The organism is Actinoplanes sp. NPDC051537, assembly GCF_055586105.1.
In genome coordinates, this window is sequence record NZ_JBVJIU010000006.1 from 321,322 (window position 1) to 347,746 (window position 26,425).

The window sequence follows — 26,425 nt, forward strand, 5'->3', positions numbered from 1 at the left end:
TCACTTGACGTTACGCAGGTATCTGCCTGCATAATGGGAAGCATGGATCAGGTGTTCAAGGCGCTCGCCGATGCCTCCCGGCGCCGGCTGCTCGACAGCCTGCGCAAACGGGACGGCCAGACGCTCGGGCAGCTCTGTTCGCAGCTCGACATGGCGCGGCAGTCCGCGAGCCAGCACCTGGCCGTGCTCGAGGAGGCAAACCTGATCAGCACCGTGCGTCGCAGCCGGGAAAAGCTGCACTACCTGAACCCGGTGCCGATCCACGACATCCAGCGGCGGTGGCTCGCCCCGTTCGACGAGCCCCGGCTACGGACGCTGGCCGCCATCAAGCAGAACGCGGAGGACGCGATGACCACCGAGAAGCCGCAGTTCGTCTACGTGACCTACATCGAGAGCACGCCCGAGAAGGTGTGGCACGCCCTGACCGACGCCGATTTGACCGCCGCCTACTGGGGGCACGGCAACGTCTCCGACTGGCAGCCCGGCTCGCGATGGGAGCACGTGCGCACGGACGGCTCCGGCATCGCCGACGCGGTCGGCAAGGTGCTGGCCGCCACGCCGCCCACGCAGCTGGTGATCACGTTCGAGTCGCCGGGCGAGCAGGTCGAGAACCCGTCCGCGGTCACCTTCGACATCGAGCGCTACCAGGACATCGTCCGCCTGACCGTCACCCACGAAAACCTGGCCGGCGCCGAGGAGCTGGACGCGATCTCCCAGGGCTGGCCGGCCGTCATGGCCAACCTCAAGTCGCTGCTCGAGACCGGCCACGTGCTGCCGCAGGCCCCCTGGGAGATGCACGCCGAGATGCGCGACGCCCAGATGGCCGCCAACGACGCCCGCCGCTGACGGCGACGACCCAGCCGCGCGGGTTTCCGATCGCCTGGGGACAACCCGCCGAAAATGTCGTACTCAGGCCGTATGGTGCCGCCCACCCAACAAGGGCGGGGGAGGCGGCGGTCTCGGCGATCTGAACGATCAGGCGATCTGCTGCCACCAGCCGTCGACGGCGGGTGGGTTGTCGACGTCGACGCGCTCGCCGGGGCGGGGGATGGCCAGGCGCACGTCGCGGGCCTTCGCCTCGGTCCAGGTGCGGTCGGCGGGCTCGGACCAGTCGTGGAGGGCCAGGTTGAAGGTCGCCCAGTGCACCGGGATCATCAGGCCACCCCGTACGTCCACGTGGGTTGCCACCCCGTCCTCGGGAATCATGTGAATGTCGGGCCAGGCGTCGCCGTACGCGCCGACCTGCACCAGCGTGACGTCGAACGGACCGTGCTCCTCGCCGACCTCGGCGAAGCCCGGGAAATAGCCGGTGTCGCCGGAGTAGAAGGCCTTGCGGGTCGGCCCGTTGATCACCCAGCTGGTCCAGAGCGTCTCGTCGCGGGAGAAGCCGCGGCCGGAGAAGTGCCGGGCGGCCGTCGCGACGAACTCGAGGCCGCCGACCTTTGCCCGCTCGTTCCAGTCGAGCTCGATGATCCGGGTGGCCGGCACGCCCCAGCGCTCGAGGTGGGCGCCGACGCCGAGCGGCACCAGGAACGGCGCGGCCTGCAGGTCCACCAGGTTCTGGATGGTCTCCATGTCGAGGTGGTCGTAGTGGTCGTGCGAGATCAGCACGGCGTCCAGCGGCGGCAGGTCGCGCAGTGCCACCGGCGGCTCGTGCAGGCGCTTCGGGCCGGAGACCCGGCTCGGGGAGCAGCGCTCGCTCCAGACCGGGTCGAGCAGCACCCGGCGGCCCTCGATCTCGACCAGCGCCGAGGAGTGGCCGTACCAGGTGACGTGCAGGCCGTCGGCGTCGAGGCCGGGGACGGGCTTGACCAGCGGGATCGGCTGGTGCGGGTGACGGGCCTCGCGGTCGCGCATCGCGGCGAGGGCGAGCCGGGGCATCGAGGAGGGCGTGACCTCGCTGGCGGGGACGGTGTTGCGGAACTTGCCGCCGGCGTACTGCGGGGAGGCCAGCATGCGGGCCAGGCGATCACCCTTGGCCTTCGCGCCCATCTGGCGCGGGATGTCCCGCGCGACCCACGCCACCGCGGCGCCCAGCGCCAGCGCCACCAATGCTCCGGTACGTCCTCGCTTCGCCATCAGACCAGTCTGACGAACAAAGCACGGGTACGGCCACCGAGCCGCCGAGGATCTAGACTGCGCGGCCGTGACTATCGACACCCTTCAGATTCAGCAGCAACTCTTGGTCCGTCAACGCCTTCGCATGATGGTCAACCAGTACGAGATCCACGCGGTCACCCCGGACGGGCAGGAAGCGGGCATTCTCGCCTTCGCCCAGCAGAAGCGGATGGCGTTCAAGGAGCAGGTCACGCTGTACTCCGACGACACCAAGCAGAAGGCGGTGCTCGGCTTCAAGGCGCGCCAGGTGATGGACCTGGGCGCGACCTACGACGTCACCGACGAGAACGGCTCGGCGATCGGCCTCTTCCGGAAGAACTTCAAGGAGTCCCTGCTCCGCTCGACCTGGCACCTCGAGCAGCCGGGGTACGCCGACATGATCGGGCGCGAGACGAACATGACCGTCGCCGTCCTGCGCCGGTTCATCGATTCGCTGTCCTGGCTCCCGTACCACTTCGAGTTCCTGATCGGGGATCGCCCGGCGTTCTCGGTGGTCAAGAAGTGGGGCCTGCGGGACCGCTACCTGGTCACGATCCACGACCCGCAGGTGGACCGGCGCCTGGTCGCCGCCATGTCCGTCGCCCTGGACGCGCTGCAGGCCCGGTAACCTTCCCTCGCATGGACGATTCACGGGCTCAGCGCCTTTTCGGAGACAGCCTGGTCGCTCCCGGTGACCTTGCCTCCAGCCCGTTCCGGGTCGATCGCGACCGGATCGTCAGCTCACCGTTCTTCGCGCGGCTGGCCGGCGTCACCCAGGTGATCAGCCCGGGTGGGGCCGGCCTCCTCGTGCACAACCGGATGACCCACAGTCTCAAGGTCGCGCAGGTGGCCCGGGCGATCGCCGAGCGGGTCACGGCCGGCGCCGGCAAGGCGGACCTCGCCGACAAGCTGGGCGGCTGCGACCCGGACGTGGTGGAGGCGGCCGCGCTCGCCCACGATCTCGGGCACCCGCCCTTCGGCCACCTCGGCGAACGCGTGCTCGACCAGCTCGCGCGGCATCGGCTCGGGATACCGGACGGGTTCGAGGGCAACGCTCAGTCGTACCGGATCGTGACCAGCACGGAGATTCGCGGCCAAGCGACAATAGGCTTGAATCTCACCAACGCCGTACGCGCGGCAATCCTCAAATATCCCTGGACCAGGCACGGCGAGGCTCGTTTCATGGACCCGCCCCCGCGTGGCGCCACGTCCCCGCCGGACGACCCCGAGGGCGGCTCGGCGAAGTTCGGGGCCTACCTGACCGAGGTCGACGACATGGTCGCCGCCCGGATGCCGTTCGCCGGCCGGGTCGCCGACTGGCAGCAAACGGTCGAGGCCTCGGTCATGGACACGGCGGACGACATCGCGTACGCCATCCATGATCTTGAAGATGTGCACCGGGTCGGCGTGCTCCAGCAGGGCGACGTCGCCACCGAGTTGATGGCCTGGCAGCGCTGGGGCCGTTCGTCGGACCCGAACCGGGCCGGCGGCGCGATCGAGTCGTTGCGCCGGCAGCTGCACCGCAAGGACGGCTGGATGGCCGACGACGAGGCGTTCGCGGCCGCCGTCGAGCTGGTCCGCGCCGAGCTGGTGGATGGTCTGCTGCGCCGTCCCTTCGACGGCTCGCTCGAGGCGGAGTCGCAGGTGGCGGCGTTCTCGGCGACCTGGACCCGCCGTCTCGTCGAGTCGGCCGAGCTGGTCGAGCTGCCCGCGGTCCGCTCCGGGCACGTGCAGCTGGCCACGATGCAGTGGCACGAGGTGCAGATCCTGAAGTTCGTGCAGAACCGGTTCGTGCTGGCCCGCCCCGACCTGGCGCTGCACCAGCGCGGCCAGGCCCGCCTGCTGGCGTCGCTGGTCGAGGCGCTGCTGGCCTGGCTGACCGACCCCGACGAGGCGGAACGCATCCCGCGGCGGCTGGCCGATCTGGTCGAGCTGGCCGAGGCCGAGCTGCCGGAGGGCACGCCGGACCCGATCGGTCAGGCGCGCGGGCGTGCGGTGGTCGACTTCGTGGCCGGGCTGACCGACAACCAGGCGGTCGGCTTGATGGAGGCCCTGTCCGGCCGGTCGCGCCAGCTCTGGACCGATGCGTTCGTGCTCTAGTTTTCCCGGGGTGACAAGGGTTCGGCGGTGGGCGGTTGCCCTGACAATCGGTTCGCTCGCGCTGGCGTTCGGGATCCGCGCGTTCACCGGAACGTTCGTGGAGTCGACCGGCCTGCTGGAGCAGGCGAGCGGCACGGCGTTGTACGCCTCGGCGGTGTACGGCGTGGCGCTGTTCCTGTGGCCGCGCGGCCGGGTGGCGGCGCTGTCGGCGGTCGCGCTGGGCTTCTGCTGGGCGGTCGAGCTGTTCCAGCTGACCCCGGTGCCGGCCGACCTGTCAGACCACAGCGTGGTGGCGCGGTTGGTGCTGGGGCGGAGCTTCGATCCCGCGGACCTTTTCTGGTACGTGCCGGGCGTGCTGCTGGCGGCGGGTTTGCATCGCTGGTTCCGAGCCACTGTGGACAACGGTGAGGAAGTGTCATAGGCGGGACGCGATGTGCGGCGTGGACAACCGGACCGCGTACCCCATGAATGCTTTAGAAGGTTCTTGCCAGTTGAGCCAGCTTCACCAGGGTTGACCAGTTGCGTTCGGTGCCGTGCAACGCCAAGCGACGGGCGACCATGGCCGAGTTGAGTGGGTTGCCGTGCACCCCCGTTCGGTAGTCGATGTAGACCTCGCGGTCCCGGACCCGGACGTCGTCGTGCTCCTCCAGCCGCTTCGCGCGCTCGGGTGACGGATGCTCGGCCAGGAAGATGACGCGCATCAAGGTCGGGCGCTCGGTCGCGGCCGCGGGGAACGGGTTGGCGGCGAGGATCTCCTCCAGGCGGTCGCGGCTGCGGACCATGACGGGCTGGTCCACGCCGAAGCTCGCGCGGACGACCTCGCGGATGATGGGCGCCACCTCGTGCTCGGAGTCGACGACCACGTTGCCGCTCTGCAGGTGCGTGCGGGCGCCGGGCAGGCCGGCCCCGGCCAGGCGATCGCGCAACTCGGCCATGGGCACCTTGTTGCGCACACCGAGGTTGACCGCTCGCAGCAGCGCGACCCACACCGTCATCCCGTTTGTCTCCATCGCAGGTTGCTGACGCCCCAGATCTCGGCGACGCGGTCGTCGGCGACTCTGATCATCTCCATCGTCGTGGCCGGCTCGGCCGAACCGTGGAAGACACGCGCCCAGACCGCCACGCGATCGCCGTTGCTGATCATCTCGGCCGGCTCGATGCGAAGATCGCCCCCTGACCGGCGCCCGCCCCACGCCGGCCGAGCGGGCCGAGCTCGTCGAGGCCGCCCTGCGCGCCCTGGCCTGAGAGCGCGGGTCGGCGATGCCGAACGACTCACACCATGTGCGACTTTCACGTTCGACGCCGGCGCCTGGCACCAATTCGGCCATCGTGAGCGTTGCGGGACACCTGGGTGGTTTCTAGGCTTCCTCCTGTCCGTGAGCGATCAGGCGTGAGCGATCAGGCGTGGGGGGTCCTTCGATGACCAACAGCAACCCGATTTCGACGAACGCGTACGAATATCTCGACAATGTCGGTCCCGAGGAGCAGGCCCGCCTCGAGGCCGTTCGCCGGTACCGGCTCGTCGATCAGCCGGTCGAGGACGCGTACGACCGCATCGCGTTCGTGGCCGCCGCCATCTTCGACACTCCGATCGGGACCGTGAGCCTGGTCGAGCAGGACCGGGTGTGGCTCGCCGCCTGCAACGGGCTCAGCGGCGTACGCGAGGTGGGCAAGGAGCCCGGCCTCTGCGCCTCGGTGATCGCCCAGGACGACGTCTACGTGATCAACAACGCGGCCGTCGACCCCCGTACGCTCGAGCACCCCCTGGTCCGCGGCGAGCTGGGCCTCCGCTTCTACGCCGCCGCGCCGATCCGCACCCACGACGGCTACCGCCTCGGCACCGTCAACGTGATCGACAACCGCCCCCGCGAGGCCACCCCGCGCCAGCTCCAGGCCCTCGAGCACCTGGCCTCGATGGTCTCCGACGAGCTCGAGCTGCGCCTCATGGTGATCCGCAGCGCGGCCGCCGAGCAGCGCATGCGGGAAACCGTGAACTGATTACCGCGCGTCGATTTCGGGTAGTGCGCAGCACATGCGCACCCCCCGAACGATTGCCGTGGTCGCCCACCAGCGCAAGACGCTCGACGGTGGACTCGATGAGCTGCGCCGCCGCCTGACCAGCGGCGGCGGCGACAAGATCGACGACCTGATCTGGCACGAGGTCCCCAAGAGCAGCAAAGCCCCCAAAAAGGTGAAGAATGCGCTGAAAAGCGACCCGGACCTACTCGTCGTCTGGGGCGGCGACGGCATGGTCCAGCGCTGCCTGGACGTCGTCGCGGGCAGCAAGATCCCGGTCGCGATCATCCCGGCCGGCACCGGGAACCTGCTCGCCACCAACCTCGGCATCCCGCACGACCTCGAGCAGGCCGTGGACATCGCCTTCCACGGCCGCCGCCGTCGCATCGACCTCGGCAAGCTGGCCGGCGAGCACTTCGGCGTGATGGCCGGCGTCGGCTTCGACGGCGCGATGATCCACGACGCCGACCGCAAGATGAAGGACCGGCTGGGCAAGCTGGCGTACGTGTGGACCGGCCTGCGCCACGTGAACGGCGAGGCGGCGACGGCCCGGATCACCGTGGACGGCGTCAAGTGGTTCGACGACGAGGCCAGCTGCGTGCTCATCGGCAACGTCGGCACGATCACCGGCGGCATCCGGGCGTTCGACGACGCCGAGCCCGACGACGGCTGGCTCGATGTCGGCGTCGCGACCGCGCAGGGCGCACTCCAGTGGGCGCGGGCGCTGGGCACGATGGCGGTCGGCCGCTCCGATCGGTCACCCTTCGTGCGCACGACCCGGGCCCGGCACATCGACGTCAAACTCGAGAGCAAGATGGAGTACGAGTTGGACGGCGGCGCCCGCACGAAGACCAAGCACTTCACGGCGGCCGTCGAGCCCGGCGCCGTGAAGATCTGTGTCCCACGGCAATGAAACGTCCAAGTTAGACAAAAGCTATCGACACAGAGCGCTGCTGTGTGATCACATTCGGCTATGACGCACCCGAATCTGGATCGGGAGTCTTGGCAGCGCGACTTCGAGCGGCTGATGCGCGACGACCCCGGTGGCGCGGCGGACGCGTTGCTGGCGGTGTGGCCGGAGGTCGAGCGGGACGCGGCGCTGGTCGACCTGCTGCGAGCCGACGCCGAGGCGTTGCTGCAGAACTCGGGCGGCGAGCTGTGGCGGGACGGGTTGCATCAGGTGGTGTTCCGGGCCGGGAACAGCCTGCCGCGGCGGGGAATGCTGGCGGCCGCGGTGACGTACTGGGAGCGCCTGCTGCCGACGGCGAGCGAGCGACTCGGCCCCGAGCACCCCGACACGCTGACGATCAAGAACAACCTCTATTGGGCGTACGGGCGATCCGGTGACGTCGATCGGGCGCTGGCCGGCTTCCGGGAGTTGCTCGCCGCCCGCCGTCGCGTGCTCGGCGAGGACGACCCGAACACGCTGGCCACCCGGCACGCGGTGGCGACCTGGCGGGACGAGGCCGGCGACCGGCCCGCCGCCGTGCGGCTGCTGCGCGAGCTGATCGCGGACTACCGGCGCGCGCTCGGCCCCGACCATCGCGACACGCTCAACACCCGGATAGCGCTCGCCGAGATCCTCGGCAACGAGTCGGCGGCCGGCGCCGTGGCCGAGCTGCGCCCGTTGCTGGCCGACTTCCGGCGGATCCTCGGTCCCGACGATCCGGAGGTGCTCGAGGTCGAGGTCGAGCTGTGCGGCTGGCTGGCCGAGACCGGCACCCTCGACGAGGCCCTGGTGCGCATTTCCCGGCTGGTCGACGACTATCGGCGGGTGCTGGGCCCGGAACATCACGACACATTGACCGTACGCTTCGTGGCCCTCGACATGCGCGGCCGCATCTCGCCCTCGGCCACCGACGACATGCGTTCGCTGCTGGCCGAGGTGGACGAGTTGCTGGACCGTGGCCGCGACGACGTGGCCGACATCAAGGACTCGATCGAGTCCTGGCTCTCATGACAAATTACCGACAACAACGCCTGTGCCCGCTTAGGCCGTTTATATCGGTATAAGCCCGTGTATCCCCTGGAATTTCGCGCGGTGGTGCCCGCACACTGGCCTTCCATCCGGCACCGCTACGCCTCTCCAGGGGGTTCGACATGACGTACCACCAGGGTTCCGCAGTGAGCGTCGCCGTACTGCTGACCGCCGCCACCGTCATAGTCGCCGGCTACCGGCTGGGCCGCACCCACTCCGCCTGGCGTGACCTGCACCGGGCCCGCCAGGCGCTGCGCACCACCCGCCGAGACGCGCTGGCCCACACCATCCAGTTCATCACCAGCGCCGTCCTGATCCTGGCCATGCTCTTCGCCGCCGCCTTCAACGCGGCCCGCTGACCGGGGTTCGCCCCTGCCTTCAACGCGGCCCGCTGACCGGGGTTCGCCCCCGCCTTCAACGCGGCCCGCTGACCGGGGTTCGCCCCGCCTTCAACGCGGCCCGCTGACCGGGGTTCGCCCCCGCCGCGCTGCGCGTTGCCCCGCCGCGCGTTGCCCGCCGCGCGTTGCCCGCCGCGTCGCGTGTTATCCCGCCGCGCGCCCGCCTCGTTGCCTCGCCGCGTCCGCCTACCTCACCCCACCCCGTTACTGGGTGGGGTCGAGTAGAGCACCCGCCTACGACATTTCCTCGTCGTTGTCCACAGTCGCGATCCAGCCACCCGCCGCGCACGAGCATGACCTAGCGGGTCGCGCGTTCAACCAGGGCGCCGATCGCGGACCGGTGGTCCATGCCGATGATCAGGTCGCCTTCCGGGTGCCCGGGGGCTGCTGCGGGGCCGCGCCCGGGCCGGGCAGCAAGTCGACGTCGGTGGCGTGCATCGGCTTGCCGCAACGGTGGCAGCGCAGGTCTGTCGTGGCGATCTCGCCGCATGCGTGGTGGCGGTAGAGCACCGGCGGGCCGGCCTCGCCCGCCTCCCAGCGGTCGCCCCACGCGGCCATCACCATGAGCACGTCGACCAGGCCGAGGCCCTTCTCGGTCAGCACGTACTCGTAGCGCGGCCGGCGGTCGTACGGGCGCCGGTCCAGCACGCCCTGCTCGACGAGGTGATGCAGCCGCTCGGTGAGGACCTTGCGGGAGATGCCGAGGTCGGCCTGGATCTGGTCGAAGCGGGTGAAGCCGGCCCACACGTCGCGCAGGATCAGGGGCGTCCAGGGCTCGCCGAAGACGTCCAGGGTGCGCGCGATCGAGCACACCATCTCGCCGAAGTCGGTGCGTTGCATGGGGCTAGTCTAACCGCTGGGGTTCCTTCAGGGAACTCAGACTGCTACGGTCTTGGAGTCTCGTCAAGGAACTCTGATCGCTGGGAGAATCGCGATGCTCGAGCCCGAGGTACGCCGCATCCTCGACACCACCGTTGTCGCGCACCTGGCCACGGTCTTGCCGGACGGGTCGCCGCACTCGGTGCCGCTGTGGGTTACCACTCGGGGTGATCAGATTCTGTTCCTGACCGGGCCGGGGGCGCGCAAGGCCCGCAACCTGCGCCGCGATCCGCGGGTGGCGCTCTCGCTGACGCCGGCCGACAACCCGTTCCTGCCGGTGGTCATCCGGGGGCGGGTGGTCGACTGGATCGAAGGGGACGAGGCCTGGGAGTACGTCGACCGGATCGCCATGAAGTACCTCGGTCAGCCGTATCCGCGGGAGCAGGAACGGGTCATCGCGGTGATCGAGGCCGAGCGCCAGACCGTCGGCGTCGGCTGATCAGCGGGCCCGGGGGGTCAGTGGTTTTCGGTCTCCTCGGCCCAGACGCGCCAGTTCTCGATCACGCCGTACAGGGGCGGGGTCAGCCAGCCGGGGGCCGAGCGGCGGAAGACGCCCGGGTCCATGCTGCCGGCGCCCTCGGGTAGGGCGCCTACCAGGTGCGGGGCCAGGTCGCTCAGGTTGGCCCAGTGGACGAGTTCGGGCTGGGCGGGCCAGGCGCCGATGACCACGCCGGCCGGTACGCCGCGGCGGCTCAGGGCCTCGAGGGTCAGGGCCGTGTGGTTGAGGGTGCCCAGGCCGGCGCGGGCCACGACGATGGTCTTGACGCCGAGACTGATGGCCAGGTCGGCCACGGTCCAGGGCTCGCCGGACGGGCGCACGCCCATCGGAACCAGCAGGCCGCCGGCGCCCTCGACCAGGACCAGGTCGTGGGTTTCGGCCTCGGCGCGGATGGCGTCGACCACCTCGTAGAGCTCCAGCGGCGGCAGCTCGGCCACGGTCGCGGCGGCCAACGGTGCCATGGGCTCGGGGTACTCGGCCAGCACGCGCGTCGTCTCGGGGGCGGCCAGGCGGGTGACGACCTCGATGTCGGTCGGTGCGCCGGTCATCGTGCCGGTCTGGCCGGGCTTGATGACGGCTACCCGCAGACCGGACGCCTGGGCCGCCGCCGCCACGGCGGCGGTGACGATGGTCTTGCCGACGTCGGTGTCGGTGCCGGTCACCAGGACGATGCCGCGCCATTCGCCGGTGTCGGGACGCTGCGGGGCGGGCTGGGGATCGGGGGCCTGGGCCGAGAGCTCGGCGGCGATCTCCTGGCCGAGGGCCTCGCCGCTGGGGAGATCGTCGGGCGTGAGGTCGGGGGCCATGGCCGGGCCGACGGGGGCGGGCGAGACGGGGGCTTCGAGCGGAGGTGGCTCCGGGACGTCCTCGGCGGGGTGGGGGACGGGCTCGGCGGGGGGCGCGGTGTCCGACTCGGGAGCCGGGATGAATGCCGCGGGTCCGGCGTCGGGCGAAATTTCCGGGGAAGAGGGGGGCTCGGGCGAGATGCCGTCGCTGCCGAGGAAGTCGTCTTCGGACAGATCCGCGAGCGCGGTGCCGGGGGAAGGCGAGGTGGGGAAAGGCGAGGTGGGGGAAGGCGAGGAGGGGGAAGGCAGGGAAGGGGAGGAAGGCAGAGAAGGAGCGGAAGGCAGGGAAGGGGAGGCGGGGGACAAGGCAGCGGTGGCCAGGGCCGGCTCTCGGTCGGCGAGCGGGGGCGACGGGACGGCGGGACGCAGGGTCACCGAGCCGTCGGTGATCGCGGACGACGCCGGGAACGGGAACGGCGGCAAGGTGAAACCCGCGGGACCGGCGGTGAAGACCACGTTGGCGGCCGGCAGGCGGCCCGCGACCTCGGGCGAGCTGGGGGAACGACTCATGGTGCGCACTCCACGATCACGTCGAGGGCGTGGGCGAAGGCGTCCTCGCCGACGCCCGCGTTGAGGGTCAGGCGCAGGCGGGAGCTGCCGTCGGGGGTGGACGGCGGGCGGAAGCAACCCACCGCCACGCCGCGGTCGCGGCAGTCGGCGGCCCACGTCACGGCCGCCTCGGGGCCGGGGGCGAGCACCGACAGGACGCCGCCGGCCGGGGTGGCCACGGGGAAGCCGGCGGTGGTCAGGCGGGAGACCGTCCGGGCCGCCCGCGACGACAGCACCGCGCGGCGGTCGTCGGCCGCAATCGCCAGGGACACGGCGGCGCGGACGCCGGCCACGACCGCGGGCGGCAACGCGGTGTCGTAGATGAACGTGCGGCCGGTGTCGATCAGGTGGCGGATGAACGGCGGCGGGCCGGCCACGACGCCGCCCGCGCCGCCCAGGGACTTGGAGAGGGTCGCCGTGACGACCACGTCGTCGAGGCCCGCGAGGCCGGCCGCGAAGACGCCGCCGGCGCCGGTCTCGCCCAGGACGCCCAGGGCGTGCGCGTCGTCGACCAGCAGCAGGGCGCCGCGGCGGGACGTCACCTCGTGCAGCTCGGCCAGCGGGGCGAGGTCGCCGTCGACGGAGAAGACCGACTCGGTCACCACCACCGCCGACTGGCCGGGATGGGCGTCCAGGATCGAGGCGACACCTGCCGGATCGTGGTGCGGCGCGATCACCGTACGGGCGCCGGAGATCTTGCATCCGTCGATCAGGGAGGCGTGGTTGTACGCGTCGGACACCACCAGGTCGCACACCGCCGCCAGGCCGCGCACCGCCGCCAGGTTGGCCAGGTAGCCCGACGAGAACACGAGCGTCGACGGGAAGCCGAGCCAGGCCGCCAGCGCCGACTCGAGCGCCTCGTGGGCCTCGGTCGATCCGCGCACCAGCCGGGAACCGGTCGCTCCCAGCCCGTACCGCCGAAGTGCCCGGGCGGTCGCCTCGATCACCGCAGGATGGTCGCTCAGGCCGAGGTAGTCGTTGCCGGCCAGGTCGACGACGGCGTCATCGGCCGCACGCGGGCGCAACTCACGGGTGAGCCCGGCCTTGGACCGGCTCCCGGCGAGGCGCTCCAGCGCTTCCAACCAGCCCGACAAGGCACCTCCAGAGCGAGAAGGGAAGACAAGAGAGCGAGAAAGGGAACCTATCAACAGGCCTGTAGGGTACGGGCATGCAAGACCAGGTGCTGTCGACCGGCGTGGGCCTCGACGAGTCGGAAATTCTCGAAGTTCTCCGCACGCCCGACGAAGAGCTCCCCGAGCTGTTGCAGTTGGCCCACGACGTGCGCATGAAGTGGTGCGGCCCGGAGGTCGAGGTCGAGGGCATCGTCTCGCTCAAGACCGGCGGCTGCCCCGAGGACTGCCACTTCTGCTCGCAGTCGGGCCTGTTCGCCTCGCCCGTGCGCTCGGTCTGGCTGGACATCCCGTCCCTGGTCGAGGCGGCCCGGCAGACCGCCGCCACCGGCGCCACCGAGTTCTGCATCGTCGCCGCCGTGCGCGGGCCCGACCAGCGCCTGATGGACCAGATGCGCGAGGGCGTCAAGGCGATCAGGGACGCGGTCGACATCCAGGTCGCGGCCAGCCTCGGCATGCTCACCCAGGAGCAGGTCGACGACCTCGTCGAGATGGGCGTCCACCGCTACAACCACAACCTCGAGACCTGCCGGTCCTTCTTCCCGAACGTGGTGACCACCCATTCGTGGGAGGAGCGCTGGGGCACCCTCACGATGGTGCGCGACTCGGGCATGGAGGTCTGCTGCGGCGGCATCCTCGGCCTCGGCGAGACGATCGAGCAGCGGGCCGAGTTCGCCGCCCAGCTCGCCGAGCTCGACCCGCACGAGGTGCCGATGAACTTCCTCAACCCGCGCCCGGGCACGCCGCTCGGCGATCAGCCGGTGGTGGAGGGGAAGGACGCCTTGCGCGCCATCGCCGCCTTCCGCTTGGCGATGCCGAAGACCATCCTCCGGTACGCCGGGGGCCGCGAGATCACGCTTGGTGACCTGGGTACGCGCGACGGCCTGCTCGGCGGCATCAACGCGGTGATCGTCGGAAACTACCTCACCACGCTGGGCCGCCCCGCCACCGAGGACCTGGCCCTGCTCGAAGACCTGAAGATGCCGGTCAAGGCCCTCTCGGCGACGCTCTGATGTACTGCGACCGGTGCGGTCTCGTGGCCGCCGACGGTGACCACGCGGAGTGTGCGGCGGCCCGCGCTTTCGAGCCGCCGCGTTACTGCGCCGAGTGCCGCCGCCGGATGAAGGTGCAGGTCGTGCCGACCGGCTGGACGGCCACCTGCGTCGAGCACGGCGTTATTGGACCGGCTCCTCGACCTTCTCCCGCTTCTCCTGGCCCGCGACCGGCAGCGTCACGCTGACCATCGCGCCGTCCCGCTCGGCCCGACCGGCGCCGAGCCGCCGCAGCGTGCGCAGCATCGCCACGTTGTCGGCGGCGGTGTGCGCCACCAGCGCGGCGAAGCGACCCTTCTCGGCCCACGCCAGCAGGCGGCGGACCAGGGCGGTGCCGATGCCGCGCCGCTGCCAGTCGTCCTCGATGAGCACCGCGATCTCGCCGAGGTCGCCCTCGGCCAGCAGGTTGGCCATCGCCACGACCCGGCCGTCGGCGGCGACCGCGAGCAGCGTGCGCCCGCCGGCCGGCTCGAGCAGCCGGCGCAACCGGGACTCGGCCGGCGCGCCGCCGCCCAGGTAGCGGCTCGCGAGCGAGTCGGCCGAGGCGCGCCGGTGCAGGTCGATGACGCCCTCGGCGTCCTCCGGCGTGGCGGTGCGGACGGTCAGCTCGCGGCCGTCGGGCAGCAGCAGCACGGTCTGCTCCTGCCGGTGCCGGCTGCCGGCCACCTCGACCAGGGCGCGGGCTCGCGCGTACTCGGCCGGGGTGAACGCGGGGCGAGCGCGCAGCACCTCGTAGGACCCGCCGGCCGGGTCGGCCAGCGTCATGCGCGCGTCGTCGTAGCCCGGGCGGCCCGGCAGCGGCTCGGGCCGCCAGCGCACCTCGGCCGCGTCGAACAGGGCGACCAGCGCCTCGCCCAGCGTGTCGGGGTCGCGCACCAGCCGCCCGGCCAGGGCGAGTGCCCGGGTCGGCTGGTCGGCGAGGCCCTCGGCCTCGGCCCGGGAGACGAACGCGTTGCGGCCGCGGCCCTTGGCGATCGCCGCCAGCAGGTCGGACTCGCTCAGCGCCTCGGGCGCGTCGACGAGGAAGTCGTCCACGGCGCCGGCCTCGGTGGTGTGCACCTGGACGGCGAGGATGTTGACCGATTTCAGCGCCAGGCTCGCGGTCAATACGGAAAGGTAGCCCGGCCGGTCGTCGACCGTTGCCCGGATCCGCCACAGCGCCATGTTCGGCACCCCTTTCAGGTTCCTACCGAACTCCATCCTCCACGTCAGGTGTTAACCGCACATTGCTTGAGCTGGGCCTATACCGAGAGTCCCATCACATGACGGCGGGCACACCGGCGGTGTCGAGCCGGTCGCCGAGGATCACCGCGGCGGCGCGCACCAGCTGCGCGATGCGGTCGACCTCGGTCACGTGGAAGCCGGCCGCGGGCAGGTCGTCGTCGTCCTGCCGGGCGATCACCAGCACCAGGCCGGCCCGGCCGAACGGGGCGACCGCGTAGCGCGTGCCGTCGGGGCCGGTGAGCGGGCGGGCCCGCAGCGGGGTGATCTCGGGCAGCGCCAGCGGGCCCGGGGCGCGCCACGAGGCGTAGACCACGGTCGGGTCGGCGCCGAGGCTCGGCGACGGCTCGGCCGGCAGCGGGCGGGGCACGCCGCTGCGGGACGCCCAGTCGGCCGGGACCACCGCGGCGGCGGCCCAGTCGGCGGCGAGCAGCCCGGGGACGGCGTCGATCAGGGTGGCGAGGCCGTCGGCCGGGTTGGCCGCGACCTGGGCCAGCAGCTCGGCGTCGTGACCGCCGTTGACCGGGGCGCCGATCGCCTTCCACACGCCGTCGACCTGCACGCCGGGAATGGCGGCGAGGCCGGCGAGAAGCCGCTCCACGCGCGAGGCGCCCGGCCAGACCACGGTGAAGTCGTCGACGGCCCGGCCACCGAGCCGCTCCAGCACGACGACCTGCACGATGTCCGCGCCGGCGACGCCCAGTGTGCGCGCCACCTGGCCCAGGGCACCGGGACGGTCCGGCAGAGTGACTCGAACCCGCAGCAACATGCGACTCCTCCCGTCGTACGAACGCTGATGTCGTACACCTTGCCAAGGTGGCGTTTCGCACCGGTTGCGCGGTCGTGTCCCGCGGGTCAAGACACCCAGTAGGGTCGAGGGGTGATCTGCCAGGCCTGCCGGGAACGACGCCACGAGGAGTGCCGCGGCGGCTCGTGGTGCGACTGCCAGCACCGGGCGCCCGAGCCGACGCCGCCGGTGACCGGCCCGCCCGGCCCGTGAGCGTCTTCCGCTCCTGGCCGGAGTCCGATGACGGCCTGGTCGAGCTCTATCCGCGGAACCCCGATCCGACGCTGCGGGTCAACTTCATCGCGAGCGCGGACGGCGCGGTGACCGTCGACGGGCTCTCCGGCGGGCTGCACGGCCCCGGCGACAAGCAGATCTTCGACACGCTGCGGATGGTGTGCGACGCCCTGATCGTGGGCGCCGGCACCATAAAAGCAGAAAAATACGACGCCTTGCGCCTGTCGCCGGACGCCCGCGCGTGGCGGCTCGACCGGGGCCTGCCCGAGTTCCCGCTCATGGTGATCGTCTCGGGCTCGCTGCGTCTCGACCCCGACCAGCTGATCTTCAGTGACGCCCCGATCTGGCCGATCGTGCTCACCCACCGGCGCGCGCCGGCCGCTCGTGTAGCGCACGTCGCCGAGGTGATCGCGGTGGGTGACGACGAGGTCGACCTGGCCGCCGGGATCGCGGCGCTGCACGAGCGCGGCGCGACCCAGCTGCTCTGCGAGGGCGGTCCGGCCCTGCTCGGCGCCATGACTGCCGAGGATCTGGTGACCGAGCTCTGCCTCACGGTCTCGCCGCTGCTGGTGGGCGGCGGCCCCGGCCGCATCGCGACCGGGACGCCGGGCCCACCGCGGAAGATGTCACTGCGGCACATCCTCTCCGTCGAGGACATGCTTTTTCTGCGGTACGCCCGTCAGGGCGCCTGACCGGCCCGGTCGACGATGGCGACCTGCAGCCGGGCGGTCCACCGCGAGACCACACCCTGGGGGTACGGCGGGAGCTCGCCCACGACCACGATCCGTTCACCCAGGAAGTCGTAGGTCCCGGCGTCGAAGATGTAGTCGAAGCGGACCTCGTGCTCGACCCGGGAGACCGCCACGCCCTTGCGCCCGGCCAGGTCGGCCTGCCGCACCACGGTCGTGCCGGGGAACCGCGCGGCCGCCTCGAACAGGGCCGCCTGCTCCCGCGGCGTGAGGTACTGCTCGCGCAGCACGTCGCCGATCGTGCCCCACGCGGCGGCGTCCGAGCCGTCGCCCTGGACGTGCAGCCATCGCCACATCCCCGTCGCGTCGGTGGGCAGACTCGTCACGTACGCGGGCACGGTGTTCTTGTCGAGCGTGAGGTCCTCGTCCTGCTTGCCGGTCCGCACGTCGGTCACGCGCAGCAGCCCGGCCGCGACCCCGTCGACGGCGAGCCAGATCTCGCGGTTCTTCGGCCGGGGCGGCACCCAGACCGGGCCGCTCTCGAGGCTCTCGACGGTGTCGGTGGCGTCGATCGACTCGACGTAGACGAACTGCCCCGGCCGGGCCGGCAGCGCGGGCTCGTCGCGGATCTCGGCCGCGGCCAGGCGCAGCACCCCGGCGGCGTCGGTCGGGGCGCCGGGATCGGGGCGTGGCGTCGTGCCGCTGACGACCACGGCCACGACCACGGCTACCGCCACCGCTCCCGCCGGGACCAGGCTCCACGCCCACCGGGCGCGGCGGCGGGGCTCCGGCTCGCGGAACATGCCGGCGCGGGCCCGTGCCAGCACCGCCGGGCCGGCCGGCGGCAGGTCGTCGCGGAAGCGCTCGACCAGGTCGAGGTCACTCATCGTCGGCTCCTTCGGAAAGCGTGGGGAGGGCCTCGCGGATGCGCCGGCGGGCGCTATGCAGCCGGGAGCGGACCGTCCCGACCGGAATGTCCAGCGCCCGGGCCACCTCGGGATAGCTGAGCTGGGCCTGACCGACCAGGGTCAGGACGTCGCGCTCGCCGGGTGGCAGCGTCGCCAGCACGCCGGCCAGCGCGCGCACGTCACCGGCGGCGATCACCCGGTCGTCCGAGTCCGCGTAGGCGTCGACGACCGGGTCGGCGCCGGTGCGGGCGAGCGCCCGGTACTGCCGGATCTCCGCCCGCTGGTGGCCGTGGAGCAGATTGGCGGCGATGCCGTAGAGCCACGGCCGGCTGTCGACGTGCGACGTGTCGTACTTCAGGCGCCCGCGGAACGCGATCAGGAAGGTCTCGGCCATCAGGTCGTCGGCGAGCGAGCGGCCGGCCCGGCGGGCCAGGTACCGGTGGATGGTCGCGGCGTGCCGGTCGAAGATCTGCCCGAAGGCCTCCGGGTCGGCCGCGGACTGCCGGATCAGGTCGTGGTCGCCCACGACCTCCACGGCGGGTGGACTCATGCGGGTCCCCTTCTCGGAAGTCGTCACCCGTCATTGGCCGATCGGCTCGGATCGGTTCGATTGCCGGGCGCGCCTCCACAATCTGGGCCAGATCTTGTGGATAAATCTGTGGATGGCCACCAGAAGTTGTGGACAACCCGTGCCAACCCCCGCCACCTGCTGGTTCTGTCGTACCCCTGGTGCACGATGATCGGCGTGTCTGACGAAGCTGAGCTTCCCCGCGGCGGAAAACTGAATGACAAATCGGGCGTTGACCCCGTCGGGCGGGTGCTCGGAACAGCTGATGCCACACCGCTCCAGTTCTGGACGGCCGTGACGCCCGGGAGCTACCTCCAGCTCGACGACGTCGTGGTGACCAAGCGTGACCTGCCCGATCGCGAGCCGGTCACGATCGCCGGCGTGGTCACCCAGGTCCGGGCCCGGCACGAGGGCGCGCAGTTCGACTCCGACGTGTTCGCCATCGCCGAGGGCACGCTGCCGGCCCTGGTGCAGGAGGCGGCCGAGATCACCACGACCCGGGTCGACCCCGAGCTCTACGTGCCGCCGGCGCCGGGCGCGGTCGTGCACCGGGCCACCGGCGAGGCCCGCGACGCGGCGCTGCACTTCGACCGCATGGAGCGGCGCATCCCGATGGGCACCGGCCGCGACGGCGTCCCGGTCTTCCTCAACGCCGACTTCCTCGACGGCACCCGCGGCGCGCACGTGTCCATCTCCGGCATCTCCGGCGTGGCGACCAAGACCAGCTTCGCGACGTTCCTGCTCTACTCGGTCTTCCGCTCGGGCCAGCTCGGCGCCGACGGGGCCAACGCCCGCGCGCTGATCTTCAACGTCAAGGGCGAAGACCTGCTCTTCCTCGACCACGCGAACGTCAAGCTCGACGAGCAGACCACGGCGGCCTACAAGCTGCTGGAGCTGCCGGCGACCCCCTTCTCGGACGTGCGGGTCTACGCGCCGCCCCGGGCCGGCGACTCCTCCGGCGCTCCGGATGTCAGCAGCCGCCTCACCGGGGTCGACGCCTTCTACTGGACTCTCGAGGAGTTCTGCGACAAGAAGCTGCTGCCGTACGTGTTCGCCGACGCCGACGACGAGCGCCAGCAGTACACGATGGTCGTCCACTCGGTGACCGCCCATCTCAACCGGTTCGCGGTCCCGGCCGAGGGCGGCATCAGCATCGACGGGCGGCGCATCTCGTCGTACGGCGACCTGGTCGATCACATCGTCGAGCAGCTCACCGACGACGAGACCCGGTCGACGTGGGCCGGCAGCGCGGTGAACATGGGCACCGTCAACGCCTTCGCCCGCCGGCTGATCGGCAGCAAGCGCGACCTCGCCCGGCTGATCCGCGGCGACCTCGCCCAGCGCCGGCCGCACCAGATCAAGACCGCCGAGTCGGCCCAGGTCACGGTCGTCGACCTGCACAACCTGCCGGACCGCGCGCAACGTTTCGTGGTCGGCGTGACGCTCAAGACCGAGTTCGAGGAGAAGGAGAAGGCCGGCACCGGCCGCCCGCTGCTGTTCGTGGTCCTCGACGAGCTCAACAAGTACGCGCCGCGCGAGGGCAGCTCCCCGATCAAGGAGGTGCTGCTCGACATCGCCGAGCGCGGCCGGTCGCTGGGCGTGATCCTGATCGGCGCCCAGCAGACCGCGAGCGAGGTCGAGCGCCGCATCGTGACCAACTCGGCGATCCGGGTCGTGGGCCGGCTCGACCCGGCCGAGGCGGCCCGGCCGGAGTACGGCTTCCTGCCGCCGGCCATGCGGCAGCGCGCCCTGCTGGCCCGGCCGGGCACGATGTTCGTGAACCAGCCGGACATCCCGGTCCCGCTCTGCGTCGAGTTCCCGTTCCCGGCCTGGGCGACCCGCAAGTCCGAGTCCGGCCCGCCGCCGGCGGGCTCGATGCGCTCGATCGTCCAGGGCATCGATCCGTTCGCCGTGGTCGGGCGGGCCTCCGCCGCCGACGACGACATTCCGTTCTAGGGTTTCGCGATGCGCATCCTGCACACCTCCGACTGGCACGTCGGCAAGGTACTCAAGGGCCGCACCCGGCATGAGGAACACATCCGGGTGCTGGCCCAGGTCGTCGAGATCGCCCGGGCCGAGCGGCCCGACCTGGTCATCGTGGCCGGCGACCTCTACGACACCGCCGCGCCGACGGCCGAGTCCACCCGGGTGGTCACGCGGGCGCTCTCCGCCCTGCAACGCACCGGCGCCCAGGTCGTCGCGATCGGCGGCAACCACGACAACGGCGCGGCCCTGGATGCGCTGCGGCCGTGGGCCTCGGAGGCCGGCGTCACCCTGCGCGGCTCCTTCCGGGAGAAGCTCGACGATCTGCTCATCTCGGGCACCACCGCGGATGGCGAGCGCTGGCAGCTGGTCGCCCTGCCGTTCCTCTCGCAGCGCTACGCGATCCGCGCGACCGAGATGTACGACTTGTCGGGCGCGGAGGCGAACCAGACCTACGCCGACCACGTGGCGCGGCTGATCGAGAAGCTGAGTGAGCCGTTCGCCCAGCCCGGCGTGATCAACCTGGTGACCGCCCACCTCACGATCGTCGGGGCGGCGGCCGGCGGCGGGGAACGCGAGGCGCACACCATCATGGGGTACGCGGTGCCGGCCACCGTCTTCCCGAAGAACACCCACTACGTGGCGCTCGGCCACCTGCACCGCGCCCAGTCGGTGATCGCGCCCTGCCCCACCCGGTACTCCGGCAGCCCGCTCGCGGTCGACTTCGGCGAGGAGGAGAACGTCGCGTCGGTCGCGATCGTCGACGTGGCCACCGACAAGGCGGCCCGGGTGCGGGACGTGCCGGTCACCTCGGCGCGGGCCCTGCGGACCGTTCGCGGCACGCTCGAACAGCTCACAAAGGTGAACCTGCCGGAGGCGTGGCTCCGTGTCTTCGTGCGCGAGACGCCCCGGGTCGGCCTCCGCGAGGACGTGCAGGAGCTGCTGCCCAACGCCCTCGAGGTGCGGATCGACCCGGAGATGATGCCGACCAGAGCGGGTGAGCAGATGGCGCAGCGGGCCGGCCGATCGCCGCGCGAGCTCTTCGGCGACTACCTGGACAGCCGCGGGAACGCCGAGGACGGCGTCCGCGAGCTCTTCGACGAGCTGTACGACGAGGTGAGCACCGCGCAATGAGCGAGCAGAGCGAGCGCCAGTGGCTCAGTGGCCGGGCCTCTGGCCCTGCCGAGCGCAGCGAGGCGGGGTCATGAGGCCCATTCGTTTGGACATGTCGGGGTTCACGGTCTTCCGTGACGACACCACGGTGGACTTCACCGACACCGACTACTTCGCGCTGGTCGGGCCGACCGGCTCGGGCAAGTCGACCGTGCTCGACGCGATCACGTTCGCGCTCTACGGCACGGTCCCGCGCTGGGGCGGCACCCGGGGCATCACCAACGCGCTGGCGCCCTCGGCCGCCGAGGCCAAGGTGCGCCTGGTCTTCGAGTCGGCCGGCGACCGCTACGTGGCGACCCGGGTGGTGCGCCGCGACGGCCGGGGCAACGTCAAGACCGCCGGGGCCGGCCTGCAGTTGATGCCGAAGGGCTTCGACGTCGGCAAGCTGGACACCGGCATGGACCTCGACGACCTCGGCGAGGTGCTGGCCGGCACCCCGGCCGAGATGGACGAGGCGGTGCTGCACGCGGTCGGCCTGCCCTACGAGCAGTTCACCAGTTGCGTGGTGCTGCCGCAGGGCCAGTTCGCCGACTTCCTGCACGCCAAGCCGGCCACCCGCCAGCAGATCCTGGTCAACCTGCTCGGCCTGCACGTCTACGAGCGGGTGCAGGCCCAGGCCACGGCCCGGTCGAACGCGGCCGAGGCCAAGCTCGGCGTGGTCGACCAGCAACTGGCCGGGCTGGCCGAGGCGAACGACGAGGCGGTCGAGGCGGCCGAGCGGCACCTGACCCGCATGCGTGAGCTGACCGCGGCCGTCGAGGCGGCGGTGCCGGGTCTGCGCACGGCACGCGAGGCCGAGGCGGCGGCCGCGGCGAACCGGGACGCGCTCGATGCCGAGTTGCGGGCGCTGGCTTCCGTCCGTACGCCCGAGGGAAGTGCCGAGATCGCGGGCGCGACGGCCGCGGCCCGCGCGAGTGCCACCGAGGCCGCGGACGAGGTACGCGCCGCCGAGGAGCGCGAGGACAAGGTGCGCGGCGAGCTCGCCGCCGCCGGCGACGCCGGATCGCTGAAGCTGCTGCTCGACCGGCACGCCGAGCTCGACCGGCTGCTCGGCCAGGAGGAGTGGTTCGCGGGCGAGGTGCAGGTGGCCGAGGTCGAGTTCAAGGACGCGCAGGCCGCGGCCGAGCTCGCGCACGGCGCCCGCCTCGGCGCCACCCAGCTGCTCGAGCAGGCCCGCCTCGACTACACCGAGGCCCAGCGGATCGACCGGGCCGCCGCCCTGCGCGCCCACCTGAGCGCCGGCGACCGCTGCCCGGTGTGCGAGCAGACCGTCGCCACCGTGCCCGAGATGCCGGTCGGCTCGGCCGTGCGCGAGGCCGAGGCCACCGGCAAGGCCGCCCGCGCCGCCGCCGAGGTCGCCGAGTCGGGGTGGAAGCAGCGCGACGCGGTGGCCCGCAAGCTCGAGGGCAACCTCGAGCGCAAGCGCGCCCAGCACGAGCACCACGTCGCGCGGCTGGGCGAGGTGCGCGCCGTGGTGGCCGGCTCGCCCGGGGTGCCCGCGCTCGAGCGGCAGCTGGCCGAGCTCGACCGTCTGCAACGCAACCTCGACCAGGCCGGCGTCGCGGTGCGCACGGCCCGCGAGGCCCAGCGCCGGGCCCAGCAGGCCGCCCATCAGGCCGAGGAGCGGGAGCGCGCGGCGTGGCGCACGTTCGACGGCGTCCGCGACCGGGTGGCCCGGTTCGCCCCGCCGCCGGCCGAGCGCGACGACCTCGCCGCCGCCTGGGCGACGCTGGTCGACTGGGCCCAGGGTGAGCACCGCAGCCGGGCCGCGGCCCGGGAGGCGGCCGAGGCCGCCGTCGCCGCTGCCCACGAGGCGACCGTCCACGCGCACGCCGCGGTGGCGGCGCTGTTCACCGCGGCCGGCCTCACCACGCCGGCCCACCGCGAGGGCGACCTCATCCGCGCCGCCGCGGTGGCCGCGACGGCCGCCGAGGGCGACTGGAAGAAGATCGTCGACCTGCGCGAGCGGGCCCGGGAGCTGAGCGAGCTGCGCATCACCCTCCAGCGCGAGGGCCGGGTGGCCAAGGCGCTGGCCGGGCACCTGCGGGCCAACAACTTCGAGCGGTGGCTGCTCGAGGAGGCGCTCGACCTGCTGGTCGACGGCGCGTCGCGGATCCTGCGGGAGCTGACCGGCGCGCAGTACGACCTCGTCCACGACAAGGGCGAGTTCTACGTGATCGACCATCACGACGCCGGCCTGCGCCGCGGCGTGCGCACGCTCTCCGGCGGCGAGACGTTCCAGGCGTCGCTGGCGCTGGCGCTGGCCCTCTCCGAGCAGCTGGCCGGCCTGTCGACCACCGCGGCGAGCCTCGAGTCGATCGTGCTCGACGAGGGCTTCGGCACGCTCGACGCCGCCACCCTCGACGTGGTCGCCGCGACGCTGGAAAACCTGGCCGCCCGCGGCGACCGCATGGTCGGCGTGGTCACCCACGTGAACGCGCTGGCCGAGCGGGTGCCGGTGCGCTTCGAGGTGAGCAAGGACGCCCGGTCCGCCCGGGTCGAACGGGTGGGCCTGTGACCAGGATGTATGTCGACGCCTGGGATCCGTCCTACGGCTCGTCGTTCGAGGGCAGTGGCGACGACGGCCCGGCGTCGCCGTCGAGTGCGCAGGTCGACACCGATGTCGAGGTGCCGGCCGCGGAGTGGGCGCCGATCGACGCCGGTCCGTCGGCGCGGCCGCCGGATGTGGTGTTCCTGGTCGACGGCGTGCGGCGCAACGACGCCGGACTGTGGACGGCGGAGGAGGACGGCACCTCGTACGCGGGGCTGGCCGCCTCGTTCGCGGCCGGGGTCGTGCGCTGCGACCTCGCGCGCGGGTCGGCCGAGCTGGTCGACGCGAGGGTCGGGCGTGGACTGTTCACGGCGAGCCCGTCGGCCGGCGACCTCCAGGCCGGCTCGGTGCGCTACGAGGTGCACCGGGTCTCCGGCACCGGCGAGGCGAGCAAGCTGCCGGCCGCCGTCCAGCCGTCGCTGACCGCCCTCGAGATCGACATCTCCGGCACCGCCCGGGACGGCGGCGACGACCTGCTGGTGGTGGACGGACCGTTGCGCAACCGGCGCCAGCTGCCCCGGACGATCGGGTACGTGAAGACGCAGCAGAAGCAGTACCTGCCGGCCGCCCTGACCGCCGTCGTCACCGCGCTGCGCCCGGGGCAGCGCACCCCGGTCTTCCACCTCGGCACGGTCTGGGGCGGCTGGTCCTGGTACCTGCGTCTGCCCGGCGGCACGGGCGCGCCGTGGTCGGGGATCGTGCGGGTGGAGTGCTCGCCCGACCTGACGCCGGAACAGGCGATCGAGCTGGCCGAGTTGTCCAGCGCGACTTTGCCCCGTTTCGCGTCCTCGGCGTACAAGGACCCTCGCGCTCCGCAAAATCTTGTGCCGATCGCCGGGCTGGAGCGCCGGCTGCGCGGGATGCTGGGCGACTCGCGGGTGCTGCACCGGGCGTTGACCCTGGCCACGGCGCGAAATCGGGCATAGCGACGGCCCGTCGGCGAATGGTCCGACCGGCGGCCGAACATCCTCCGATCGGAGTGGGTGAGTCCATGGGAGCGCTCCCAAATGCTGAGAACTCAACGCTCCGAGAGCGCTTGCCTACACACCGGTAATTTCGCACCGCCAGTGCGTCGCCCCTGCTCAGGAGGGCGTTTTCTGGGACGCGTGTGGCTGAGTATTATTCGGCTGCCCTGGTAGGTATATCGGTGTAGATGGATGAATTTGATCGTCCCCGATGTGCCCCGTGACGCCCCCACACGACACCGGAGGACAGTTGATCACCCGCGTCCCGGAAATTCTCGCGCCACCGTTGATCCCGACGGCCGCCCCCAGCCGTATCTCAGGCGACGGGGAAAGCGCCGGGCGGAGGTATCAATGCATGCGGTGGTCGCGGAACGACGCGCGCCGGACAGGGAGCGCCTGATGACACAGCAGCGTTCTGGTGGTCATTGGCAGTCTCTCGACGGAGGCCGCGGCGTGAACGACGGCAGTTCTGTTATTCCGCGACAGGCGCCCCGGCACGGCGCGACCGAGCCCAGCCACGAGGACACCCTCGTCAAGATGCTCTACGAGGAGCACGCGGGTCCGCTGCTGATGTTCGTGCTGCGGCTGACCGGCGGCGACCGGCAGCGCGCCGAGGACATCGTGCAGGAGACCCTGCTGCGGGCCTGGCGCAACGCGCACCGGCTCGGCGCGCAGGGCCAGCAGTCGCTGCGCCCGTGGCTGGTCACGGTGGCCCGGCGGATCGCGATCGACGATCACCGCAGCGCCAGCGCCCGCCCGGCCGAGACCTACGACCGCGAGCTGGAGAGCTTCCCGAGCACCGCCGACGACACCGACCGCGTCCTGCAGTCGATGACCGTGTCCGACGCGCTGCGCGAGCTGTCCCAGTCGCACCGCGAGATTCTGATCGAGACGTACTTCCGGGGCCGGACGGTGCCGGAGGCGGCGGAGAAGCTCAACCTTCCGTTGGGTACCGCCAAGTCACGGGTGTATTACGCTCTGCGTGCGCTGCGGACAGCGCTCCAGCAGCGGGGGGTGACGGAGTAATGACGCAGGAAGAGCACTACGACGTCGCGTCGTACGCGCTGGGGGTGCTGGACGACCACGACGCCGCGCGGTTCGAGGACCATCTCATCGAGTGCCCGCGTTGCGCGTACGAGTTGGAGTCCTTCGTGCAGGTCGCCGACCTGCTGGCCGATGTCGACGCGGGCGCCGTGGTGGCCGCCGAAGAGGTCAAGCAGGACGGCGTCGTGCTGCACAAGATGCTCGGCGAGGTACGCCACGAGCGCCGCCGGGCCAACAGTCGCCGGCTCTACTCGCTGGCCGCCGCCGTGGTCATCTTCGCGATGCTGTCGATCGGCGCGCTGTTCGCCGGCGGCAAGTGGTTCGCGCCCGACCAGAAGGCGACGACCAACACGGCCCAGCGCGGCAGCAGCCAGCTCGACCCGCTGCCGAACTCGGACGATGCCGGCTTCGGCGGCCCCGACCTGACCGGCCAGCGGTACAGCGGCAGCGACCCGCGCACCGGCGTGCACCTCGACGTGGCGATGGAGAAGAAGGACTGGGGCACCCAGATCTCGTTCGCCATCTCCAACATCAAGGGGCCGAAGGAGTGCCGGCTGCTCGCGGTCCACACCGACGGCACGACCGAGCCGCTCATCTCGTGGAACGTGGGCGAGACGGGCTGGGGCACCCCGGCCAAGCCCGAGCCGCTGCTGCTCCAGGCGATCACCGCGACCCCACGTGAGGACATCGCGCACATCCAGGTGCAAGAGGTCACGACGGCCGGCGCCGGCGACACGCTGGTACGCGTACCGTAAAAAG

The 26,425-nt window shown here is 71.8% G+C and carries 27 protein-coding genes and 1 pseudogene; 18 read left to right on the forward strand and 10 right to left on the reverse strand.

What is annotated here, in order from left to right; all coding sequences use genetic code 11:
- The first annotated feature begins 42 nt into the window (after positions 1 to 42).
- On the forward strand, positions 43 to 846 hold the full coding sequence (locus ACZ6TB_RS16660; protein ID WP_465555171.1) for an ArsR/SmtB family transcription factor: 804 nt from the start codon (positions 43 to 45) through the stop codon (positions 844 to 846).
- A gap of 129 nt (positions 847 to 975) precedes the next feature.
- Here the strand turns inward: ACZ6TB_RS16660 and ACZ6TB_RS16665 are convergent, their stop codons facing one another.
- Positions 976 to 2,079, reverse strand: a complete 1,104-nt coding sequence (locus tag ACZ6TB_RS16665) for an MBL fold metallo-hydrolase (RefSeq protein WP_465555173.1) — start codon at positions 2,077 to 2,079, stop codon at positions 976 to 978.
- Between the two features lie 124 nt (positions 2,080 to 2,203).
- Here ACZ6TB_RS16665 and ACZ6TB_RS16670 point away from each other — a divergent pair, with 124 nt between their 5' ends.
- The 3 genes from ACZ6TB_RS16670 to ACZ6TB_RS16680 are packed head-to-tail and all read left to right on the forward strand — an operon-like array spanning position 2,204 to position 4,618.
- The gene (locus tag ACZ6TB_RS16670; protein ID WP_465555567.1) at positions 2,204 to 2,725 is read left to right on the forward strand and encodes an LURP-one-related family protein; all 522 of its coding nucleotides are present in this window, start codon (positions 2,204 to 2,206) and stop codon (positions 2,723 to 2,725) included.
- Between the two features lie 11 nt (positions 2,726 to 2,736).
- A complete protein-coding gene (locus tag ACZ6TB_RS16675; RefSeq protein WP_465555175.1) occupies positions 2,737 to 4,197 on the forward strand; it encodes a deoxyguanosinetriphosphate triphosphohydrolase family protein in 1,461 nt (486 codons plus the stop codon).
- Between the two features lie 10 nt (positions 4,198 to 4,207).
- The gene (locus ACZ6TB_RS16680; RefSeq protein WP_465555177.1) at positions 4,208 to 4,618 is read left to right on the forward strand and encodes a ribosomal maturation YjgA family protein; all 411 of its coding nucleotides are present in this window, start codon (positions 4,208 to 4,210) and stop codon (positions 4,616 to 4,618) included.
- 52 nt (positions 4,619 to 4,670) lie between these two features.
- On the opposite strand, the gene ACZ6TB_RS16685 is transcribed toward ACZ6TB_RS16680, so the two are convergent.
- Positions 4,671 to 5,192 (reverse strand): DUF1697 domain-containing protein, encoded by a 522-nt coding sequence (locus tag ACZ6TB_RS16685; RefSeq protein ID WP_465555179.1) that lies wholly within the window; start codon positions 5,190 to 5,192, stop codon positions 4,671 to 4,673.
- On the reverse strand, positions 5,189 to 5,341 hold the full coding sequence (locus tag ACZ6TB_RS16690) for a hypothetical protein (protein ID WP_465555180.1): 153 nt from the start codon (positions 5,339 to 5,341) through the stop codon (positions 5,189 to 5,191). Before ACZ6TB_RS16690 ends, ACZ6TB_RS16685 begins: the two co-directional genes overlap by 4 nt.
- Before the next feature lie 275 nt (positions 5,342 to 5,616).
- On the opposite strand from ACZ6TB_RS16690, the gene ACZ6TB_RS16695 reads away from it, so the two are divergent.
- The 4 genes from ACZ6TB_RS16695 (at position 5,617) to ACZ6TB_RS16710 (ending at position 8,550) form a co-directional block, all read left to right on the forward strand.
- Positions 5,617 to 6,195, forward strand: a complete 579-nt coding sequence (locus tag ACZ6TB_RS16695) for a GAF domain-containing protein (RefSeq protein ID WP_465555182.1) — start codon at positions 5,617 to 5,619, stop codon at positions 6,193 to 6,195.
- Between the two features lie 34 nt (positions 6,196 to 6,229).
- Positions 6,230 to 7,126, forward strand: coding sequence for a diacylglycerol/lipid kinase family protein (locus ACZ6TB_RS16700; RefSeq protein WP_465555184.1), 897 nt, complete (start codon positions 6,230 to 6,232; stop codon positions 7,124 to 7,126).
- A 60-nt stretch (positions 7,127 to 7,186) separates the two neighbouring features.
- The gene (locus ACZ6TB_RS16705; RefSeq protein ID WP_465555186.1) at positions 7,187 to 8,173 is read left to right on the forward strand and encodes a tetratricopeptide repeat protein; all 987 of its coding nucleotides are present in this window, start codon (positions 7,187 to 7,189) and stop codon (positions 8,171 to 8,173) included.
- Positions 8,174 to 8,337: 164 nt separating this feature from the next.
- Entirely contained in the window at positions 8,338 to 8,550 is a 213-nt protein-coding gene (locus ACZ6TB_RS16710; RefSeq protein WP_465555187.1) for a hypothetical protein, read from the forward strand.
- Positions 8,551 to 8,946: 396 nt separating this feature from the next.
- On the opposite strand, the gene ACZ6TB_RS16715 is transcribed toward ACZ6TB_RS16710, so the two are convergent.
- Positions 8,947 to 9,429, reverse strand: a complete 483-nt coding sequence (locus ACZ6TB_RS16715) for a winged helix-turn-helix transcriptional regulator (RefSeq protein ID WP_465555189.1) — start codon at positions 9,427 to 9,429, stop codon at positions 8,947 to 8,949.
- A 94-nt stretch (positions 9,430 to 9,523) separates the two neighbouring features.
- Here ACZ6TB_RS16715 and ACZ6TB_RS16720 point away from each other — a divergent pair, with 94 nt between their 5' ends.
- Entirely contained in the window at positions 9,524 to 9,907 is a 384-nt protein-coding gene (locus tag ACZ6TB_RS16720) for a TIGR03618 family F420-dependent PPOX class oxidoreductase (RefSeq protein ID WP_465555191.1), read from the forward strand.
- Between the two features lie 17 nt (positions 9,908 to 9,924).
- Here ACZ6TB_RS16720 and bioD read toward each other — a convergent pair whose 3' ends face one another.
- Entirely contained in the window at positions 9,925 to 10,773 is an 849-nt protein-coding gene (gene bioD, locus ACZ6TB_RS16725; protein WP_465555568.1) for a dethiobiotin synthase, read from the reverse strand.
- Between the two features lie 545 nt (positions 10,774 to 11,318).
- Positions 11,319 to 12,455 carry an 8-amino-7-oxononanoate synthase gene (locus ACZ6TB_RS16730; RefSeq protein WP_465555193.1) on the reverse strand — a complete coding sequence of 379 codons (1,137 nt, stop codon included), beginning with the start codon at positions 12,453 to 12,455 and terminating at the stop codon, positions 11,319 to 11,321.
- 74 nt (positions 12,456 to 12,529) lie between these two features.
- On the opposite strand from ACZ6TB_RS16730, the gene bioB reads away from it, so the two are divergent.
- Positions 12,530 to 13,504 (forward strand): biotin synthase BioB, encoded by a 975-nt coding sequence (bioB, locus tag ACZ6TB_RS16735; RefSeq protein ID WP_465555195.1) that lies wholly within the window; start codon positions 12,530 to 12,532, stop codon positions 13,502 to 13,504.
- Positions 13,444 to 13,731 (forward strand): annotated as a pseudogene (bsaP, locus tag ACZ6TB_RS16740) (biotin synthase auxiliary protein BsaP); the annotation flags it as partial. The gene bioB and the pseudogene bsaP, both read left to right, overlap by 61 nt.
- Here bsaP and ACZ6TB_RS16745 read toward each other — a convergent pair.
- Complete coding sequence (locus ACZ6TB_RS16745) at positions 13,667 to 14,707, reverse strand: GNAT family N-acetyltransferase (RefSeq protein ID WP_465555197.1); 1,041 nt, start codon at positions 14,705 to 14,707, stop codon at positions 13,667 to 13,669. The pseudogene bsaP and the gene ACZ6TB_RS16745 overlap by 65 nt on opposite strands.
- Before the next feature lie 94 nt (positions 14,708 to 14,801).
- The gene (locus ACZ6TB_RS16750; RefSeq protein WP_465555199.1) at positions 14,802 to 15,533 is read right to left on the reverse strand and encodes an ACT domain-containing protein; all 732 of its coding nucleotides are present in this window, start codon (positions 15,531 to 15,533) and stop codon (positions 14,802 to 14,804) included.
- 227 nt (positions 15,534 to 15,760) lie between these two features.
- Between ACZ6TB_RS16750 and ACZ6TB_RS16755 the strand changes: the two genes are divergently transcribed.
- Positions 15,761 to 16,477 (forward strand): pyrimidine reductase family protein, encoded by a 717-nt coding sequence (locus ACZ6TB_RS16755; protein ID WP_465555569.1) that lies wholly within the window; start codon positions 15,761 to 15,763, stop codon positions 16,475 to 16,477.
- Here ACZ6TB_RS16755 and ACZ6TB_RS16760 read toward each other — a convergent pair.
- The gene (locus ACZ6TB_RS16760) at positions 16,465 to 17,361 is read right to left on the reverse strand and encodes a CU044_5270 family protein (RefSeq protein WP_465555201.1); all 897 of its coding nucleotides are present in this window, start codon (positions 17,359 to 17,361) and stop codon (positions 16,465 to 16,467) included. The two genes, ACZ6TB_RS16755 and ACZ6TB_RS16760, sit on opposite strands and share 13 nt — an antisense overlap.
- Positions 17,354 to 17,932, reverse strand: coding sequence for an RNA polymerase sigma factor (locus ACZ6TB_RS16765; protein ID WP_465555203.1), 579 nt, complete (start codon positions 17,930 to 17,932; stop codon positions 17,354 to 17,356). Before ACZ6TB_RS16765 ends, ACZ6TB_RS16760 begins: the two co-directional genes overlap by 8 nt.
- A gap of 231 nt (positions 17,933 to 18,163) precedes the next feature.
- Between ACZ6TB_RS16765 and ACZ6TB_RS16770 the strand changes: the two genes are divergently transcribed.
- From ACZ6TB_RS16770 to ACZ6TB_RS16795, 6 genes are all read left to right on the forward strand, one after another.
- Entirely contained in the window at positions 18,164 to 19,906 is a 1,743-nt protein-coding gene (locus tag ACZ6TB_RS16770; RefSeq protein ID WP_465555570.1) for an ATP-binding protein, read from the forward strand.
- Between the two features lie 9 nt (positions 19,907 to 19,915).
- A complete protein-coding gene (locus ACZ6TB_RS16775; protein ID WP_465555205.1) occupies positions 19,916 to 21,067 on the forward strand; it encodes an exonuclease SbcCD subunit D in 1,152 nt (383 codons plus the stop codon).
- A 70-nt stretch (positions 21,068 to 21,137) separates the two neighbouring features.
- Positions 21,138 to 23,624 (forward strand): AAA family ATPase, encoded by a 2,487-nt coding sequence (locus ACZ6TB_RS16780; RefSeq protein WP_465555206.1) that lies wholly within the window; start codon positions 21,138 to 21,140, stop codon positions 23,622 to 23,624.
- Positions 23,621 to 24,583 (forward strand): hypothetical protein, encoded by a 963-nt coding sequence (locus tag ACZ6TB_RS16785; protein WP_465555208.1) that lies wholly within the window; start codon positions 23,621 to 23,623, stop codon positions 24,581 to 24,583. The genes ACZ6TB_RS16780 and ACZ6TB_RS16785 overlap by 4 nt, the downstream gene beginning before the upstream one ends.
- A gap of 390 nt (positions 24,584 to 24,973) precedes the next feature.
- Positions 24,974 to 25,648, forward strand: coding sequence for a sigma-70 family RNA polymerase sigma factor (locus tag ACZ6TB_RS16790; protein ID WP_465555210.1), 675 nt, complete (start codon positions 24,974 to 24,976; stop codon positions 25,646 to 25,648).
- Positions 25,648 to 26,421, forward strand: a complete 774-nt coding sequence (locus tag ACZ6TB_RS16795; RefSeq protein WP_465555212.1) for a zf-HC2 domain-containing protein — start codon at positions 25,648 to 25,650, stop codon at positions 26,419 to 26,421. The genes ACZ6TB_RS16790 and ACZ6TB_RS16795 overlap by 1 nt, the downstream gene beginning before the upstream one ends.
- Positions 26,422 to 26,425 lie beyond the last annotated feature (4 nt).

Excerpts from the sequence above, each read along its gene's own strand:
- ACZ6TB_RS16660 (WP_465555171.1), top strand. The coding sequence starts at position 43 with ATGGATCAGGTGTTCAAGGCGCTCGCCGATGCCTCCCGGCGCCGGCTG.
- ACZ6TB_RS16665 (WP_465555173.1), bottom strand. The coding sequence starts at position 2,079 with ATGGCGAAGCGAGGACGTACCGGAGCATTGGTGGCGCTGGCGCTGGGC.
- ACZ6TB_RS16670 (WP_465555567.1), top strand. The coding sequence starts at position 2,204 with ATGATGGTCAACCAGTACGAGATCCACGCGGTCACCCCGGACGGGCAG.
- ACZ6TB_RS16675 (WP_465555175.1), top strand. The coding sequence starts at position 2,737 with ATGGACGATTCACGGGCTCAGCGCCTTTTCGGAGACAGCCTGGTCGCT.
- ACZ6TB_RS16685 (WP_465555179.1), bottom strand. The coding sequence starts at position 5,192 with ATGACGGTGTGGGTCGCGCTGCTGCGAGCGGTCAACCTCGGTGTGCGC.
- ACZ6TB_RS16690 (WP_465555180.1), bottom strand. The coding sequence starts at position 5,341 with ATGATCAGCAACGGCGATCGCGTGGCGGTCTGGGCGCGTGTCTTCCAC.
- ACZ6TB_RS16695 (WP_465555182.1), top strand. The coding sequence starts at position 5,617 with ATGACCAACAGCAACCCGATTTCGACGAACGCGTACGAATATCTCGAC.
- ACZ6TB_RS16700 (WP_465555184.1), top strand. The coding sequence starts at position 6,230 with ATGCGCACCCCCCGAACGATTGCCGTGGTCGCCCACCAGCGCAAGACG.
- ACZ6TB_RS16705 (WP_465555186.1), top strand. The coding sequence starts at position 7,187 with ATGACGCACCCGAATCTGGATCGGGAGTCTTGGCAGCGCGACTTCGAG.
- ACZ6TB_RS16715 (WP_465555189.1), bottom strand. The coding sequence starts at position 9,429 with ATGCAACGCACCGACTTCGGCGAGATGGTGTGCTCGATCGCGCGCACC.
- ACZ6TB_RS16720 (WP_465555191.1), top strand. The coding sequence starts at position 9,524 with ATGCTCGAGCCCGAGGTACGCCGCATCCTCGACACCACCGTTGTCGCG.
- bioD (WP_465555568.1), bottom strand. The coding sequence starts at position 10,773 with ATGGCCCCCGACCTCACGCCCGACGATCTCCCCAGCGGCGAGGCCCTC.
- bioB (WP_465555195.1), top strand. The coding sequence starts at position 12,530 with ATGCAAGACCAGGTGCTGTCGACCGGCGTGGGCCTCGACGAGTCGGAA.
- ACZ6TB_RS16745 (WP_465555197.1), bottom strand. The coding sequence starts at position 14,707 with ATGGCGCTGTGGCGGATCCGGGCAACGGTCGACGACCGGCCGGGCTAC.
- ACZ6TB_RS16750 (WP_465555199.1), bottom strand. The coding sequence starts at position 15,533 with ATGTTGCTGCGGGTTCGAGTCACTCTGCCGGACCGTCCCGGTGCCCTG.
- ACZ6TB_RS16760 (WP_465555201.1), bottom strand. The coding sequence starts at position 17,361 with ATGAGTGACCTCGACCTGGTCGAGCGCTTCCGCGACGACCTGCCGCCG.
- ACZ6TB_RS16765 (WP_465555203.1), bottom strand. The coding sequence starts at position 17,932 with ATGAGTCCACCCGCCGTGGAGGTCGTGGGCGACCACGACCTGATCCGG.
- ACZ6TB_RS16775 (WP_465555205.1), top strand. The coding sequence starts at position 19,916 with ATGCGCATCCTGCACACCTCCGACTGGCACGTCGGCAAGGTACTCAAG.
- ACZ6TB_RS16780 (WP_465555206.1), top strand. The coding sequence starts at position 21,138 with ATGAGGCCCATTCGTTTGGACATGTCGGGGTTCACGGTCTTCCGTGAC.
- ACZ6TB_RS16790 (WP_465555210.1), top strand. The coding sequence starts at position 24,974 with ATGCATGCGGTGGTCGCGGAACGACGCGCGCCGGACAGGGAGCGCCTG.
- ACZ6TB_RS16795 (WP_465555212.1), top strand. The coding sequence starts at position 25,648 with ATGACGCAGGAAGAGCACTACGACGTCGCGTCGTACGCGCTGGGGGTG.